General features: G+C 47.5%; 14 protein-coding genes. 3 read left to right on the forward strand and 11 right to left on the reverse strand.

All coding sequences use genetic code 11. The annotated features are described in order from the left end of the window. From gspL to gspE, 8 genes are all read right to left on the reverse strand, one after another. A complete protein-coding gene (gene gspL / locus KBW69_RS01430) occupies positions 1-1,413 on the reverse strand; it encodes a type II secretion system protein GspL (protein ID WP_257279648.1) in 1,413 nt (470 codons plus the stop codon). A gap of 9 nt (positions 1,414-1,422) precedes the next feature. After that, positions 1,423-2,400: a type II secretion system minor pseudopilin GspK gene (gene gspK / locus KBW69_RS01435; protein WP_257279649.1), complete on the reverse strand. Its 978-nt coding sequence runs from the start codon at positions 2,398-2,400 to the stop codon at positions 1,423-1,425. Further along, positions 2,400-3,164 (reverse strand): type II secretion system minor pseudopilin GspJ, encoded by a 765-nt coding sequence (gene gspJ / locus KBW69_RS01440; protein WP_257276200.1) that lies wholly within the window; start codon positions 3,162-3,164, stop codon positions 2,400-2,402. The genes gspK and gspJ overlap by 1 nt, the downstream gene beginning before the upstream one ends. Next, positions 3,161-3,556, reverse strand: a complete 396-nt coding sequence (gspI, locus tag KBW69_RS01445) for a type II secretion system minor pseudopilin GspI (RefSeq protein ID WP_257276199.1) — start codon at positions 3,554-3,556, stop codon at positions 3,161-3,163. The genes gspJ and gspI overlap by 4 nt, the downstream gene beginning before the upstream one ends. Continuing rightward, positions 3,537-4,070 (reverse strand): prepilin-type N-terminal cleavage/methylation domain-containing protein, encoded by a 534-nt coding sequence (locus tag KBW69_RS01450; protein ID WP_257279650.1) that lies wholly within the window; start codon positions 4,068-4,070, stop codon positions 3,537-3,539. The genes gspI and KBW69_RS01450 overlap by 20 nt, the downstream gene beginning before the upstream one ends. A 47-nt stretch (positions 4,071-4,117) precedes the next feature. Beyond that, positions 4,118-4,552 (reverse strand): type II secretion system major pseudopilin GspG, encoded by a 435-nt coding sequence (gene gspG / locus KBW69_RS01455; RefSeq protein ID WP_306674461.1) that lies wholly within the window; start codon positions 4,550-4,552, stop codon positions 4,118-4,120. Between the two features lie 156 nt (positions 4,553-4,708). Then, complete coding sequence (gene gspF, locus KBW69_RS01460) at positions 4,709-5,929, reverse strand: type II secretion system inner membrane protein GspF (RefSeq protein WP_257279651.1); 1,221 nt, start codon at positions 5,927-5,929, stop codon at positions 4,709-4,711. Between the two features lie 29 nt (positions 5,930-5,958). Beyond that, the gene (gene gspE, locus KBW69_RS01465) at positions 5,959-7,479 is read right to left on the reverse strand and encodes a type II secretion system ATPase GspE (RefSeq protein ID WP_257279652.1); all 1,521 of its coding nucleotides are present in this window, start codon (positions 7,477-7,479) and stop codon (positions 5,959-5,961) included. Between the two features lie 370 nt (positions 7,480-7,849). Here gspE and KBW69_RS01470 point away from each other — a divergent pair, with 370 nt between their 5' ends. Further along, positions 7,850-8,497 carry a type II secretion system protein N gene (locus tag KBW69_RS01470; RefSeq protein ID WP_257279653.1) on the forward strand — a complete coding sequence of 216 codons (648 nt, stop codon included), beginning with the start codon at positions 7,850-7,852 and terminating at the stop codon, positions 8,495-8,497. A gap of 34 nt (positions 8,498-8,531) precedes the next feature. Then, positions 8,532-10,658, forward strand: coding sequence for a type II secretion system secretin GspD (gene gspD / locus KBW69_RS01475; RefSeq protein ID WP_257279654.1), 2,127 nt, complete (start codon positions 8,532-8,534; stop codon positions 10,656-10,658). 232 nt (positions 10,659-10,890) lie between these two features. Here gspD and KBW69_RS01480 read toward each other — a convergent pair whose 3' ends face one another. From KBW69_RS01480 to KBW69_RS01490, 3 genes are all read right to left on the reverse strand, one after another. Further along, positions 10,891-11,766: a prenyltransferase gene (locus tag KBW69_RS01480; RefSeq protein WP_257279655.1), complete on the reverse strand. Its 876-nt coding sequence runs from the start codon at positions 11,764-11,766 to the stop codon at positions 10,891-10,893. A gap of 1,202 nt (positions 11,767-12,968) precedes the next feature. Then, on the reverse strand, positions 12,969-15,089 hold the full coding sequence (locus KBW69_RS01485) for a phosphocholine-specific phospholipase C (RefSeq protein ID WP_257279656.1): 2,121 nt from the start codon (positions 15,087-15,089) through the stop codon (positions 12,969-12,971). A gap of 23 nt (positions 15,090-15,112) precedes the next feature. After that, the gene (locus KBW69_RS01490) at positions 15,113-15,235 is read right to left on the reverse strand and encodes a hypothetical protein (RefSeq protein WP_257279657.1); all 123 of its coding nucleotides are present in this window, start codon (positions 15,233-15,235) and stop codon (positions 15,113-15,115) included. A 240-nt stretch (positions 15,236-15,475) separates the two neighbouring features. On the opposite strand from KBW69_RS01490, the gene KBW69_RS01495 reads away from it, so the two are divergent. Then, on the forward strand, positions 15,476-16,303 hold the full coding sequence (locus tag KBW69_RS01495; protein ID WP_257279658.1) for a hypothetical protein: 828 nt from the start codon (positions 15,476-15,478) through the stop codon (positions 16,301-16,303). The last annotated feature ends 109 nt before the right edge of the window (positions 16,304-16,412 follow it).

Here is a 16,412-nt window from a genome sequence, read left to right on the forward strand (position 1 = left end):
TCACCTGCCTATGGTCATACGGGCATTGACGCCCGCTTTTTCCTGAATTGCACTGTCCAATCGTGCGCTCAGCCCGGACGATTTTACTGCTGCCAGAAGCTTATCAATTCCTTCAAGACTGTCTGCTTTCAACTCCAGCACCATCTTTCCTGAAGCATCATTGAAATCCATGCTGACCGGCTTCAGCTTAAAATCAGGTAAAGAAGATGACACAGCAGAAACCTGTTGCAACAGAGGTAAGAAGGCTTCTCCACTGACCTTTTGCCCTGCATTTTTCAATCGACTTTCCATGCGTCCCTTCAAGTTAATACTTCCAGCTGAATGGGCCTGAGCCTCGAGCACCTGCTGATCCTGTGGAAAGACTTCCAGGTAGAGCGCGGCGGACTCCTGCCAGTAATCCTGTGCTTTTTGTTGATACATCAACCCTTCCCCGACTTTTAAGCCCAACTCAAGCAGTAGCCAGATGGAAGCCACCAAGGCAAGAGGCTTCCAGCGACGCATCTTGCGGCTAGCCCTTTTAGGACATTGATAGGGGCCATGACGAAGATCCACTAATTCGGCTGATTTTCTGGAAGAAAAATACAACGACGCCAGATATTCAAAAGCAGTATTGGTCAATGGTTCTTCTACCACCAGCCAGCCGTTTTCATCCAAGCATCGTTTCACTTGTTCTCTCTTCTCAGTAGCCAATGGCACCAGACCATCTGCAAATTTTATTCTGGCACTCACAAGAGCTTCAGAATCTTCAGCTACCAGCTCCTCATCAGTCTGAAGAATGTCTTCAGTGGTTTTTTCTCCCCAATGGCTCAGAACAAACCTAAGTGCTTCATAGTCAAGGCAAACAGTGGAATGGTCAGGAGCGGAAAGAATGCAGGAATCATTTTCAAGAAGGAGGTTTAATTCCCGCGGCACGCCCTGCAAAAACTGAAGTTCAGCGATAACTTGCTGGGCAGAAATCCCCTGCTCTTCAAGACAGGATAATAGAGACTGCATCTGTTCATGTGGAACAGCTGAAACGGAAACCTGGTCACTCTTGCGGTGTTGATAGCTGGCCAGATGCATAGACTCAATGTCATCGGCCAACTCTTCTTCAATCATAAAGGGCAGCGCGGTTGAAAGATGCTTTCGCTGGCCGCTATTGATAGGCAACTGCTTGTGAATGACCAGAGTCCCTGGCAGAAGCACTACCACCTGTTCCGGCATTTCTTCTTCCAAGGTGGATTCGTCCAGCTCTGTGTCATCTGGTTTCTGAATAACAAACCGAACCCAGTCATTTTTGACTTGTCCCAGTTCAGAAATATGGAGATCCTCGGAAAGCTGCCCATTCTCGGCAAAAGCCCCCCACTGAACTCGACTGTTTGGCTCAATCCGGGAAACCGGTGGGGGTATCCGAATCAACAGGATGTTTTTCATTATTAGACCTCAGGATTCCTTCTTGGCACTTACCCAATAGTCGTTGGGTCCAATCTCACGACCGGCGATTTGAACCTTTCCCTCTGCATTACGATACATAAGGGTTTTTAAATAGAATGCAGTATCTCGATACGTTGCCTTGATGTAAGCAGTGAAATATTGGCTGGCAACATCCAGAGGCACTTCTTTAAGAGCAGCAGTTTTGTCTTTCAGGGCTGGTAGCCTGGCCAGATCTTCCAGTCTGGGGAACCCTTCTGCACTCCGAGCATCAATAATAGCCTCTACATCCCCTTCTGTGAGTTTATCAGACAGGGCGCCAATCACTTCGGGCAAAGCTGCGTTAACGTTGATCCTGGAAGTCTTAGGCAAAACGGCCACCAGAGGCGCTAACAATTCAAACTCAGCACTGCCAACCCCCTGAATCAGTCTTAACTCCGATACTGAAACAAACGGAGCATCGGCCGTTCTTCGCGGCGGTTCCATGACGAGATAATTATTATCTTCTCCACCGGATTCTGAGGGTTCCTGATCATCGTCGATCCAGTCCTTGATGGCTGCGGCAATCTCTGAACTAAGCCCCAGGTTATGCAGTATTTTCTCAAACATACCTACAAACTTTTGGCCGTCCAGCGCTTCTGCAGCGAGCCAGTTCAGGTTAAACCGACTGGTTTCATCAACAATGACCAGCTCGATATCCCCCTGATCAGGGGCGTAGCCTACTTCCCGTATATTCCAGCGTTCACTTTCGTGATCCATAAATTTTTTCTTTTTCTTGTCGTCTTCCGCATCCTGCTCAAGTAATAAAGCAACATATTGTTCAGCCCCCAGAGCCAAATGTCTGGCCTGAATACGCTCAAGATAATGGGTGTTCTTCTCAGTATGCAGCCACAGGCTGGTTACCATCTGAGAAGCCATTAGCGTAATCATGGCGAAGATCAGGAGCACGTAGATCAAAGCAATGCCACGCTGCCGTTTAACTGACCTCATTATTCATCCTCATTATCATCACCTTGACCATCGTCACTCTGATCCAACTTTGGTGTGTGAGCGTTTTGCTCAGCGTTCCTCTGATCACTACCCTGTTCTTGCTCCGGCCACTTCAGAGCATCCGAGGACTTGTAATCTAGAGCTGGCAAAATAGTTACTAGTGTTCCAAAGTCCACATGCTTCACGGTCAGCTCTATCGCGTAGGGCATTACCGGGTCTTCTGTTTTCCTTGCTCTACCCGCTGGTTTGCCACCTCGGGATTGTTTTGCCGGTGGCCAGCTACTGCTCCAGCGCTTCTTTTCGTTCATAAAACGGACTTTCAATCCGTGCACATTGTTGAGAATAACCTGCCTTATCAGAATCGGATCCGGAGCCCTGTCCAGCATCAACCAGTAGTAGCGAACCAGCTCATCCTCTTCCAGGTTATAGGCAACACGTTGCAAGTTACTCCTCAGTTCCTTCAGCGGGTTACGCCAGCCAGCACGAGTAAATTCCAGAGCAAAGCCATCAAGACTGGGAGACACAACAGCTGGCTGACTGTCACCAAATTCATCCCGCACCGGTCTTGCTGTCATCTGGAATAGATCTTTCTCCAGAATCAACTGCGCTCGTTGAATTTCATCCAGATAGTCCAGAATCCCATCAGTTACCTGCTGAGCCCGACTCACTGAATCGAACAACTTGTAGGCTGCCGCACTGATCATGGCAAAGAGCATTATGGCGATCATCAGCTCAAGCAGTGTGAAACCTTTGCTCCCACTCATTTCCTCGGTTTCCTCAAATAGGACTCCAGAGAAAACATCGGAATGCCATCATCACTGGGCTTTTGATTACCCACAAAGACATCCACAACAATTTTCCTAAAGTTTTTCTTACTGGTATCCCTGACAGTTTGACGGACATACCAGTCATACCCGGCATAGATTTCAACCTTTCCCGTGACACCTTTATCAGGCCAGTTTTTTTCTGCCTGAAGTCGGCTCAAGTATTGATCGGCGAGCTGTGCAGCCAAAACCTTTTCCTGCATATAGCGGGTTTGGCGAATACTATTACCGTCTGCCAACATCAACATGGATGCGGCCAGAGCAAAAATAACTAGTGCCACCATCACCTCAATAAGGGTGAAGCCCAAAACACTAGCGAACGACTTCGACATCGGACAAGCCATCGGTTATCAGCACCACACCCTGCTTTTTGTTTTCAACGGGGACCACGTATAGAGAAAAAGGGGTCACCTGATAGTCTGAATAAAACACTACATCGGGACCGGTATCTTTGGGTTCGAGATAGGGCAATTCGTCCTCGGCTGTATAAAGATAAAAATCCAGGCTTTCCGGCATTTTGTAGGCTTGAAAAGGTGTCTCTGTGATGACAGCCCACTCAGTACTTTCCAACGGCAGTACCCACCACTGGTAACGACCATTCTCATCAATGGAAAAACCGTATTCGGCATTATCCAGGAGCGCTTTGTCCCTGACCTGAGAGAACAAAATCTGTAATCTTGCCGCCTGCTCTTGAACTGTTTTTTGTACATTGCCGGTGATTGGGCTCAGAAGAGTAATACCCAGCAATATACCTATGATCAGAATAACAACCAGCAACTCGACCAAGGTGAAACCCTGATTTTTCTTGTCATCTGGCCTACTTCCTTCCGACACCGTAACGTTCATTGAGCCCCTGTCACTTTGAAAGGTTTAATCGGATACCAAGACTAAGCTCAAGACTCTTCCCAGTTGGTAATATCTGCATTAAGACCTTCACCACCTTCACGGCCGTCAGCCCCCTGAGAGTAAAGATCGTACTTACCATGATTCCCGGGCTGCAGATAAATGAAAGCATTCCCCCAGGGATCAACCGGAGCCTTTTTCAGATAACCTTCCGGGTTCCAGTTTCTGGGCTCGGGAGCAATGGTCGGTTTCTTGACCAAGGCATCCAGTCCCTGATCCGTTGAAGGGTAAAAACCGTTGTCCAGTCTATACAATTCCAGTGCCTGAGAGATCGTTTCAATATCGGACCGGGCCACGGTAACCTTGGCCTGATCAGGTCGACTGAGAATCTTCGGCGCCACCATGGCAGCCAGTATGCCCAAGATCACGACAACCACCATGATCTCTATAAGGGTAAAACCTCTTTGTACCTGTCTTGTCATCATTTTCACGACCTCATCAATGGATTCCGTACCGAGGAAACGGGATTTCTGCCGCCATTTCCAGAAAAACCTGCCGGATAACCGGAAGATTCTGTCGTGTACGTCCTGTGTCTAACCGCACGTACATTGGCTTAAAAAGCCATGCACACGGCGTACAGTTCAGTTCAGAAGCTGGTTCATGTTCAGGATGGGCAGCAGTATGGCTAAAACAATCACCATGACGACACCACCCATGACTACAAGCATTAAGGGCTCAAAAAGTCCAAGTAGGAGAGAGATTCTTCCATCCAGTTCCATCTGCTGGTTCTGAGCCGTTCTGTCCAGCATTTCGTCCAACTCACCTGTAGATTCACCACTGCCGATCATGTGTAGCATCAGAGGTGGAAAATAACCGGTTTCCGCCAAGGCCCGGTTCAGGCTGGACCCTTCACTGACCCTGCGAGCTACATCTTTCACCGCATCACAAATGGCCTGATTATCAATAACCTGTGCAGCGATCATCAGGGCTTCCACCAGCGAAACACCACTGCGTGTGAGAATGCTCAGGGTACTGGCAAATCTTGCAGCACTTAATGTTTTACTAAAGCGGCCAAGAACCGGTAAGCGTAAAAAGAAACGATCCCATGACATCCGAACGGTCGGCTTCTTCAGCGCCTGCCTGAAGGCTACAATCCCAAAGAAAATAATACTGAAGATGAAAGGCCAGTAGGTCTGGAATCCTTCGCTGGCAGCGATCAGTACAACCGTGATGCCAGGTAAGTCCTGACCCGTATCGACAAACACCTTTACAACATCCGGCACCACATAACCCAGCAGAAAACTGACTATCCCAAGGGCCGCCATTAGCAATATGATGGGATACAACAGCGCCTGTTGAATTTTCTGGGTCGATTTCATTCTGGCTTCGGTGTAGTCCGCCAGCCGGTTCAGCACCTTATCCAGATAACCTGCATGCTCTCCGGCCGCCACCGTAGCTCGGAACATCTGGGGGAAAATATGTGAAAAATCTTCAAGACTCTGGGCCAGCGTGAAACCTTCAAGTACTCTGGAACGAATCGCCAACAGCATATTTTTAAGCCTGCGCTTTTCCTGCTGGGAAGCGACACCATATAGCGCTTCCTCCACCGGCATGGCAGCTTGAATGAGAGTAGCTAACTGACGAGTCAGAGTGGCTAGCTCAACAGCAGAAACACCACGTTGAAAGAGTACTGACAAACCACCAGAGGCATTCTGTTTCTGCTCTGAAACCTGATTGACCGATAAGGGCGTCAACTCCTTATCACGAAGCATTTGCCGGACATGCCGGTTACTGTCGGCTTCCAGTGTGCCCTTAAGCTGTTTGCCCTGCTTATCGAGGGCGATGTATTCATATGCAGCCATGTCGTGCGGTGATCCGCCTCCGATACGGATTAATCTTTCTGGGTCACTCTGAGCACTTCTTCCAGTGTTGTCAGACCAGCCAATACCTTCTTGGCGCCATCTTCCCTTATGCTCGGAGAGCTCTTTCTGACATAGTCAGCAATTGACTGTTCTCCTTCTCCTGCATGAACCATTCTTCTGACCCGCTCGTCGACCATGACCACTTCATAGATACCAGTCCGCCCTCGGTATCCAGTATGGTTGCACTCTTTACAGCCTATTGCGTGGTATAGCTCAGGAGCATTGACCATATCAACCCCTAACTCCCGACATTCAGCTTCATCAGGTTGGTAGGACTGTTTACATTGATCACAGAGGACTCTGACCAGACGCTGAGCCATCACACCCAGCAAGCTGGAGGAGAGTAGAAAAGGTTCAATTCCCATATCCTGCAAACGGGTCAATGCACCAATGGCAGTATTGGTATGAAGTGTTGATAAAACGAGGTGACCAGTTAAACTTGCCTGCACTGCAATTTCAGCTGTTTCGGTATCGCGTATTTCCCCTACCATGACCACATCCGGGTCCTGACGCAGAATCGCTCTCAATCCCCTCGCAAAAGTCATATCGACCTTGGTATTCACCTGAGTCTGACCAATACCTTCGAGGTTGTATTCGATGGGATCTTCTACGGTAAGAATGTTTCGACATTTATCATTCAATGAGGTCAGGCAGCCGTAGAGGGATGTGGTTTTACCAGAACCGGTAGGCCCGGTGACCAGAATAATTCCATAGGGTTTGGCTAGCAGGCTGGAAACGTATTTGAGATCCTGAATGTCCATGCCCAGATGCTTCAACTCAAGACGACCTGCTGCCTTGTCAAGAAGCCGCAGTACCACTCGCTCGCCATTACTGGAAGGTAGTGTGGAGACCCTGACATCCACTTCTTTACCTGCAACTCTGAGGGATATACGGCCATCCTGGGGAATGCGTTTTTCAGCAATATCCAGACGAGCCATAACCTTGATTCTCGAAACCAGAAGTGCGGCCAGTGTTCGCTGAAGACTGAGAATCTCTCTCAGAACACCATCGACACGCACCCTGACGACCAGATTACTTTCGAAGGTTTCGATATGGACATCCGATGCACCTTCCTTGATCGCTTCCGTCAATAGAGCGTTGATCAGGCGAATCACGGGGGCATCATCACTCTGCTCCAGCAGATCTTCTGTTACTGGCACTGCTTCAGCCAGACTGCTCAGATCCAGATCATCACTGATGCCGGCAGCATTTTGAAGGGCTTCGGAGCTGTCGTTGTGATAGCACTCAGACAAGACTTCAGAGAGTTTGTCTGTTCCCACCTTGCGATAAACGGGATACTGGCAGGTAATTCGGGTAACCTCAGAGAAAATATCGGCAGAAGGCACTGAGCGGAAATAAAGTACTGGCTGTTCCTGCTCCCAGACCAGAACGACCCCATGCCGTTTGGCAAAAGTAAATGGCAGACGCTGCAATATAAGTCCCTGATTTTGGGATTCCGGATTTTCTGGAAGGCTGGCTGTGTCAGTCAAGGCTAACTCCTTGGATAATTAATAATTCCAGAACTTCTATAAGGGTTGATGGAGGACAACCAGAAACAATCACCACAAACAATCCGATATTTTTTGCTCTGAACTCTGGAAATTGAATTATTCTTCAAGCACGTCACAGCAAGTGTGATCCAATATCCGAATTTTACAACTGAATTTTAAAAATGATTCAAGCAAAGCCCAATTTTTTTGATCCAACAGATATCCCTGATTATGTACGATTAATTGGAAACTATTTTTTAGTCAAAGCATGAGCTTTTAAAAACAGCACTCTTATGCTTTATTTAGTTTAAGAATAGTCCATGACCCAGTACGCTTTCGTTAATCAAGTGAACATTAAACAGAGAACAGTATGAATTCAGAGGTCATGGCCACCTATTTAAAATGGGGCCATCGAAAAAACCGCATAGCACTGACCGCTCTTCTGACAATCAGCATGATTGTTTCATTGGGCATTGAGTCATTTTTCTTTTATAAATCACTGGCTACAGAAGAAGCTTTTGATGATTCTGAACGATTGTACCAGGATCAGCCTGCTGAAAAACTTCTTACTACCAGAGATTTTGAATTACTCTTTGGTGCAAATCATCAACCTGAAGTCGCCAAGCGGTCCGCCGATATTCCTAAAACAAAGTTGAATTTGCTACTCAGGGGTACCCTTGGAGAGCGTGACCGGAAGAATGAGTATTCAAGTGCTATTATCCAGGGCAGCAATCAGGACAAGCTCTATAGCATTGGGGAAACCCTGCCCGGTGGCGCCATACTGAGGGAAGTGCATTCAGAGCACGTGGTTTTAAGTCGCAATGGCCAGCTTGAAACCCTTTATTTTCCGGATGCAGGTAAAGATGACAGGGCTTTACAGGAATACAAAAGCTCCGCAGGCTCTACGGATAAGAATGCAGAACGCCCCGGCTTTTCTCAGGAGCCGGATGGAAAATCACTTGAACAGCGCATGCAGGAGTTAAGAGACAAACTTCAGCAGGCTAATCAAGGGATTTGATACAAGAATTAAAACTTTTTCATGTGGTTAAGTGATGAAAACTAAAGACTGTCCATTTGTATCCATGGCCTTCAAACCTCTGCTTGCTGCATTACTTGCCGTAAGTCTTCAGAGCAGCGTATCAGCAGCCCCTACTGCTGAATACACTGCAGCCAATCCGGTGGAAAAAAAAACTACAGAAGCCCTGAAGGCTGAAACAGCCAGGGGCAAGAAGTGGACTCTGAATCATCAGAATGCTGATATTCGTGAATTCATTGGCCAGATTGCCAAGATCACCGGTGAGACCTTTGTCATAGACCCAAGAATCAAGGGCGGTAACACGGTTACAGTCATCTCATCCAAGCCACTTAGTGGTGATGAAGTTTACGACGTTTTCCTCGAAGTACTTTCAGCCAACGGCTATGCCGTGATACCCAAGGGCAATATCATCAACGTAGTGCCCAGTACCACAGCAAAAACCAGCTCACCGAGTGGGAAGCAGAAGCCTCGAAATGCCGTCATGACCACACGGGTCTTAGAGCTCCACAGCGTATCAGCCATCGAACTTATTCCCATTATTCGTCCTCTAATTGCCCAGTACGGGCACGCAGCCGCTTCAGCATCCAGTAATGCTGTCATCGTTAGTGACCTTGCAGACAACGTTGAACGTATCACCAAACTGGTGAAAGAACTGGATCAGACAGGCAATAATGACTACGAAGTGCTTCAGCTAAAGCATGCCTGGGTGGGTGATGTTTCCAAAATCATTCAGGACACTCTGATCGCTGCTAAGGGACAAATGCCCAGCGGACTGCAGGTCATTGCTGATGAGCGCAGCAACCGCCTGGTCATCAAAGGCAACTCCAGTAAGCGCCAGAGAGTCAGAAAACTGGTAGAAACGTTGGACAAGGAAGGCATTCGAAAGTCCACCACCAAGGTAATCTTCCTAAGTTACGGAGATGCCAAGAATATTTCAGAAATTCTGGCAGAAGCATCCACCACGATTCAGGAGAGTCAGGAAAAGAAATCCAAGTCTTCGATTTCAGGACAGCAGTCTATTCCTCAGCAGCCCTCTGTTCCCAGAGTCCAGACCAAAGGTCAGCTTTCCGGAAAAAGCAAAGGTTCCAGAGCAGCGCCGAATGTTTTTGTTAAAGCTGATGAAAGCCAGAATGCTCTTATCATGATTGCTGACCCAGACACTCTGGCAGAGATGGAGCATATCGTGCGCCAGCTTGACGTACCAAGATCTCAGGTACTTTTGGAAGCCGTTATCGTAGAGGTCTCTGGCGGTATTGATGATGCTCTGGGTGTCCAGTGGGGTATTGACGGCAAGGAGACCGTTCGAGGCACCTCCACGACCAGCCCTGCTGGTAAATCGAGCGAAACCGTTGCCAGCAGCACAAGCAAAAGTAGCATAACCGGCCACATTCTTGATAACTCAGCAATAACCCTGGGCTCCCTGGCTCTAAGAGCTGATAACTTTGGTGTGTTGGTCTCGGCCTTGAGCTCTAAGTCTAACAACGACATTCTCTCGACGCCCAGCATGCTCACTCTAGACAATCAGGAAGCTGAATTTCTCGTGGGTCAGAATATCCCTATCAAGACTGGCTCTTATCAAACCTCAGCCGGTGGTAGCAGTAACAACCCGTTCACCACAACCGATCGTAAGGATGTTGGAATCAAGCTCAAAATCACCCCTCATCTTAGTGAAGGCAACGGTATCAGACTTGAGCTAGAGCAGGAGGTTTCTTCCCTGGACACTCGTACTTCAGAATCCCTGTTAAAAAACGACGACTTGATTTTCAACAACAGAACCTTGAAAACTACGGTTCTGGTCGATGATGGTCAGACCATTGTCATCGGTGGTCTGATTGAAAATATCAAGAGTCAGACCAAGAAGAAAGTCCCGTTGCTGGGTGATATCCCCATCATCGGAAACCTGTTCCGCTTCGAACAAGACAAAAACCAGAAGCGAAATCTTATGCTATTTATCAGACCTACCATTATGAGAAACTCTGAAACGCTGGCTAAAGCAACCAAAGATCGTTACACCAAATTGAAATTGATTCAGCATAATAAGAAGGCTCCTGACATGCTGCCGGATGAGCCATCCACTCTGTTTGAACCAGAAGCCTTTGATCTGCGCAAGAAAGATAAGAAAGTCTGGCAAAGCAGCGACTAATGATGGATTCAAGTTATAAACGCTCTTTAAAAAAGCCAGATTATGAAATTTGGCTTTTTTTCATAAAAACATAGCGCCTTAAAATAACTTGCAAATTTTTGACTTTTTACTTTCACAAAACTGACAATAAAAAGAAGAAAGTCGTCTATATTGCTATCAACAGGTGTGATATTAAGTTCGCTGATCTCATTCCAACAAAGAGCTATTTCTGCATAGTTGATTTCAAGTAAAATCACAACACGCTGAATATGAAACAGATTCCGAACACTAGAAAAAAACGACCCGTAGTAGGTGGTAAATTCGTTAAGTGATAGTCGTCAGGAGAACATTTTAATAATTTAATAGGTTGCCAGATGACTAATAACGAAAATATCAGGTAAACAGGATTCATAATCAAGTTATTCAAGTAGAGGTAATAGCTGATCGGGTATACCATCAGCAACAATGAAATATACAGTATCCTACTCGCATCAAACCCCATCCTGACAGTCAGGGTACGAATGCTGGAAGACTGATCATCCAGATAATCACGGATTTCGTTAGACACCAGCAGGGCAGCCGTTAAAAGACTCACAGGTATAGACACCCAAATCAGCTCGTTACTCCAGATACCAGAAACCGCGTAGTATGAACCACTCACCATAAGCACCCCAGTCAAAAGAAAAACAGCTGGAACGCCCCAGCCGCGGTGCTTGTAGACAATAGGTTCTCCTGTATAAAAATACCCGGTGATCACACCAAACAGCCCCAGCAGAAACAGAGGCCATCCCGTCATCCACACAAGCCAGAGTCCGATAGCAGTCGCTAACAGGACAAAAAGGCCGGCAATAGCAAAGTTCCTGCGAATTTGCTGAATCGCCTGCTCTGCCAGTAGACCTGCTCTGCCATTCCAAAAATGCAAGTCAGCATGGTCATTAGCCAAGTTACTGGCTGCCTGCAATAAAATACCAGCCATCATTACGGCCACAGCTCTGGCAATATCGCCCTCCCCCATTGAAAAAGCCACAGCGATCCCTAATCCACAGGTGATCAGTGCAACAGAGAAGGAAAAGGGCCTGAGTGCCTTCGCAAAACGATATTTTTCTGGATGCAGATTTGACCTATCCACTTGAGGATTCTCTGAGAGTCGAGATAACGTGGAACTATGTGCCATTCAAAGGCTGCAGCCTATAGCGATATTCCGCAATCCCAATAGCAGGCAAGCAAACAGGCTCCTGTAATAGAGATAATAGACGCAATGGATGTCATGGTTTACACGGTCAAAGAATTTCTCAAGGTCAAGTTCTACTACTCAGCGGTAGCCCGTCTCCGCATAGCCCCGAGCTTGTAGTGCCTGCCCCGCTTTTCATCCCGGCCTAAACCCGTAGCTGTTGTTCGAGAATGTGTTTTCAAAGCTGGGACTTAACTATTGGTGTAAGGCTCATTGTACCAATCTGTCCAGCACTGTCGGAATACCCAGTTGCCGCTTCCCTCAATCTGATTTAGGTATTTCTACCTTGCGCATAGGCTGAGGCAATGGCTGCCATTAACTTTGGCTTCCCTGTGTTCGGGCCAATGTAATTTCAGGTAGCTTTTCAATTCCGTTACCGTCATTCGTTCACTCCCGAAGCGCCTTTGCTGCGCAGCACCCGATCGAAAGCCCGTTTCATGTTTGATCGGTCTAATACCGCCGTTGGTAGATCTAACGACTCCTCATGGAAGTTCTCCGTGCCCGCCGTGACGTTTGCCGCCTCTGCTGCATACTCACACGGATACCGTCCGTACCCCTTTGCACAGTGTGTCTGCACCTCAACAGACTTTACTGCTGCTCCTGTCGTCATCTAGAGTTCGGCTCCCAATCCATTCAACCTGTTCAGTCCTTCAGCTTGCGCTAACAAACCTACTACGGCTTCTGCTGCCCCACACCAATGCCTCACGACACTGGTAGCCTGAGGCAGGATGACAGACCTCCCGAGGTAATGCGCATTACCTTCCTACCTATACCCGCCGCATATACGTCCGCAGTTTCCGTGCAAGTATTGGGCTTTGAAGATATTTGCCTTTTACTTACTGCGACCGCCTCCTATGCGATTTCTGTACGTCAGGTCAGTGCTTTGCCTACAGCTTTCTTCAGATTCCACCTCACGATGGACACCCCTGCCGTTCGGCTAATCATTCATTCCCCTAACCGGGCTGGATGACTTTCACCACCAAGTCATCCAGCCTCAAACCATACGTACTGGAACAGCGCCAGTTGGCGCTACGCGCAATACTCGGCGCACAAAAACAAAGGTTACCCCGAGGTAACCTCTGAACTCTCAATGAGTTTTATCACCCCATCAAAGGATCTGAAACGCCATGAGTACCGTTTTCAACCCGGCCACAATAACGCCTGAACGTATCACTCGCTTCAACGCTTACTTCCAGCTCATACCAATTGGATGCGGGCTTGATAAACTGTTCTACAGACGCTTTGCCACCGGCTTCCAGAGTTACAGTTTTCTGGTTACCTGGCTCGTAGGCTGAAAAGTCTACAGTCACCTGCTTCTGCGTATTACTATGGTTTTCCAGCTTGACCAGAACCGAAGGCGTTTCCTGGTTGACTCCATAACATACAGAGACTTCCTGGTTGTGCTCCTGCTCGCAGGTTCCTTTAAACTGACGATGAAAACCATTAGCAGAGAGAACCCACAAGTCATATTTATTGTCGAGCGATGCTGACCATGTTACCCGTAAGGTATCCCCGGCTCCAACCACAAAACGCTTAGGTATCTCTTCCAGATTCAGTTGATCGTAGACATGGATCACCGCGCCCTGCTGACCGCTGTTTGTCATAGTCAGTACAACAGAGAACTGGTCAATATCCACTAACGCATTGACGTGCAACTCATAAGGAAGAGCTCGGGAAGGTCGGATACCTGCATTTGCGACGGGCGGTAGCTGGTCCGCTTCAGCCGGTGGATTAATCTGCGGCTTTAGTTGCTGAAAAAATCTTATCCTATCAGCTTTACTTTTAGTCATTTCCGGCAGCAGTGGCAATGGCTCGTCATTCGGGTTTTCAAAATTAAACGCAGATAATAAATCACCACAGACTGCACGACGGAAGGGTGTGATATTCTCCTCGATCACTCCAAACCTCTTTTCCAGAAACTGTAATACCGAGGTATGATCGAACACCTGCGAGTTAACCCAGCCTCCCCGGCTCCATGGCGAAACAATTAATGCCGGAACCCTTGGACCGGGACCATAAGCCTGATTATCAGTATGATACTCCCCGGTTGTATCAACAGTACTTTCGCCTTGAAAAGCTCCCTCACTCAGAGCAGGCGGGCAAGGTGGAGGCATATGGTCAAAGAAACCATCATTTTCATCAAAGTTGATAATCAGTACTGTTTTACTCCAGGTTTCCGGGTCACTGGTTAATGCGTCCAGGACTTCCTGAGTGTACCAGCCTCCCTGTACCGGCGAGGAAGGCCCGGGGTGCTCAGAATAGGTCGCTGGCGCTATAATCCATGACACTTGTGGCAAAGTCTTATTTTCAATATCCATTTTAAAACTTTCCAGAAAACCACCGTCATCCATCGTATTGGCGACGCCTTTCAGCAAAGGACTGATGTTGTCATCATCTTCCGTCCATTTTGGATAGGGCTTGCCATTGGATTGATTCCCTTTTAATTCATTGGCCTCCCGGTACTGTCTAAAGCCGGCCAGAGGATTATCCGTAAAATTATCAGGTAAATTCTGATATATCCTCCAACGAACACCTGCCTGTTCCAAACGCTCGGGATAGGTTGTCCATGTGTAGCCTTCACCGGACGAGCCAAGGCTATCATAATCATTAAAAATGGCGGGTGGGTTGGGGTCCAGTTCATGATGATTAGTCCCCGTCCAATGAAATAGCCGGTTAGGGTTGGTTCCCCCATGAAATGAGCAATAGTATTCATCACAGACAGTAAAAGCATCAGCCAAGGCAAACTGAAAAGGTAATTCAGCCTCAGTGTAGTAGCCCATAGACTGCTCTTTTTTGTGGGTGGGCCAATCACTCATGCGTCCCATATCCCAGGCATCCTGGGCATCCGGGAACGTATGTGGCGTGCCATTCACACGCTGTGCATTACCTTGCTTCGCATCCAGATGATAGGGATAAATAAATCGGTTACTCCACCCTTTCACGTATTTTTGCTTCCAGACATCACCATACACCGTAGGAGCAGGATGGCGATCAGCAAAACCACGAACCCCTGCCAACTTCCCAAAATAGTGGTCAAAAGCCCGGTTTTCCTGCATCAATATAACCACATGCTCCACATCATTGATGTTGCCGTGGACATTATTTGCCGGAATGGATAGAGCCTTCACAATGGAAGGTGGAAGCAACCCTGAAGCTGTCACGCCAGTTAATCCGACACCTGACGCCTTTAAAAACTGACGACGACTCAACGAATTTTTCATAATAAACTGATTGCCTTTACTATTTACTCAACCGGGCAGTGGTATTCACTGGTATTATTATCACCACTGTTGGACTCTGCTTCATCGTCACAGCCACTTAGCAATAGTGTAAAAACAATCAGAGGTATCACACTCAGAACTCTCACACGGGCTCCTGTTTCTTGTAGGTTGTTTTTTTGTATGCACAGCCTAGAAAAGAAATAAGTCAGAGTAATGTTACAAGGGTGTCAGTTTCATGATGAATTAATGACGGCAGGGGGTGGTCCACCGCTAGTGCCTTTGGCTCGTTATTGACCTCTGTGTCATTTTCCGAGCCAGATTGTCTGCAGAGCCATTTTAGCGTCTATAGTTACAGCTCCTTACAAATAAGTCAGCAGGTGTTCCCGGTGCGACAAGCTTTGTCAGTACTGATTGTTATGACGATGGTGCGACCGGTTATGGCACTGACACCGGGAGGTTTGTTCCCTCAGTTTCTGTGGATCGTTGACCATGATTACCATGCTACTCCCTATTACAGGAATGCAGGTTACATCAGCTACGTGAAGTCATTTAAAGGTGAAGCTAAGGAAAATTTCTACTTATCATCGCTGAATATTCTTGTTCAGCCGCCCGAAATCAAAGGTACTACCTCTGTTGTCTCTGTTGGCCTGCCAGGTACCTCGGTTACTTACCGATTTGATGCTGTTCCAATGGTATGGTTTCCTCCTGAGTCTCTGGAAAAAGCCTCGTTCAGCTGGTCTGCCGATGGGCAGTCTCTTTTCGTCAAACGGTCATTATCGGAGCGTACATCGGACAAATCTATTACCAGGATCGAATTTGAATATTCAGGCTGTCTCAGCAGCGTCTTCACTAAAGATGTTCTGAAGCATCTGTTTACAAGGTATAACAGTATCAACCCTGAACTCTTCAATTTTGTTGCCTTTCCGGCTTCTGGTGAAAGGCGCGGTGGTAGAAGAGGTGGCATAATCTTTGGTGAATTGAGGGAAGAGCCAATCTCTGGCTGTACAGCGCTTGATGTATCCCGGAATGCCCCTGACGCCAACTCAAATCCACTGCATCCAGATTATAAACCTCGCCGCTCAGGGATTCTGCCCCCTCTGGATTACGAGCCAAAAGTAAAGAATCTCTCTTCGGAACAACGGCCTGAACTGCCGAAAAAATACGCTTCACTTCCTCCAATTAAGAAGGAACGTAACATGTCAGCCATCCAATAATTTGATTAACCGAACCGTTTAATCGTTTTTCTCCCGTTTCACACTCTTAGCGCTACAGCAGGAGATCTCAGAACAGAGATTTATAAGAAGTTTAATACTGGCTTGACTC

Source organism: Endozoicomonas sp. ISHI1, from assembly GCF_024606225.1.
GTDB lineage: Bacteria > Pseudomonadota > Gammaproteobacteria > Pseudomonadales > Endozoicomonadaceae > Endozoicomonas_A.

Bases quoted from the DNA above. Each gene is read 5' to 3' on its own strand.
- gspL (WP_257279648.1), bottom strand. From the start codon at position 1,413: ATGAAAAACATCCTGTTGATTCGGATACCCCCACCGGTTTCCCGGATT.
- gspI (WP_257276199.1), bottom strand. From the start codon at position 3,556: ATGTCGAAGTCGTTCGCTAGTGTTTTGGGCTTCACCCTTATTGAGGTG.
- gspD (WP_257279654.1), top strand. From the start codon at position 8,532: ATGAAAACTAAAGACTGTCCATTTGTATCCATGGCCTTCAAACCTCTG.
- KBW69_RS01450 (WP_257279650.1), bottom strand. From the start codon at position 4,070: ATGAACGTTACGGTGTCGGAAGGAAGTAGGCCAGATGACAAGAAAAAT.
- KBW69_RS01485 (WP_257279656.1), bottom strand. From the start codon at position 15,089: ATGAAAAATTCGTTGAGTCGTCGTCAGTTTTTAAAGGCGTCAGGTGTC.
- KBW69_RS01470 (WP_257279653.1), top strand. From the start codon at position 7,850: ATGAATTCAGAGGTCATGGCCACCTATTTAAAATGGGGCCATCGAAAA.
- gspJ (WP_257276200.1), bottom strand. From the start codon at position 3,164: ATGAGTGGGAGCAAAGGTTTCACACTGCTTGAGCTGATGATCGCCATA.
- gspK (WP_257279649.1), bottom strand. From the start codon at position 2,400: ATGAGGTCAGTTAAACGGCAGCGTGGCATTGCTTTGATCTACGTGCTC.
- gspF (WP_257279651.1), bottom strand. From the start codon at position 5,929: ATGGCTGCATATGAATACATCGCCCTCGATAAGCAGGGCAAACAGCTT.
- gspG (WP_306674461.1), bottom strand. From the start codon at position 4,552: ATGATGACAAGACAGGTACAAAGAGGTTTTACCCTTATAGAGATCATG.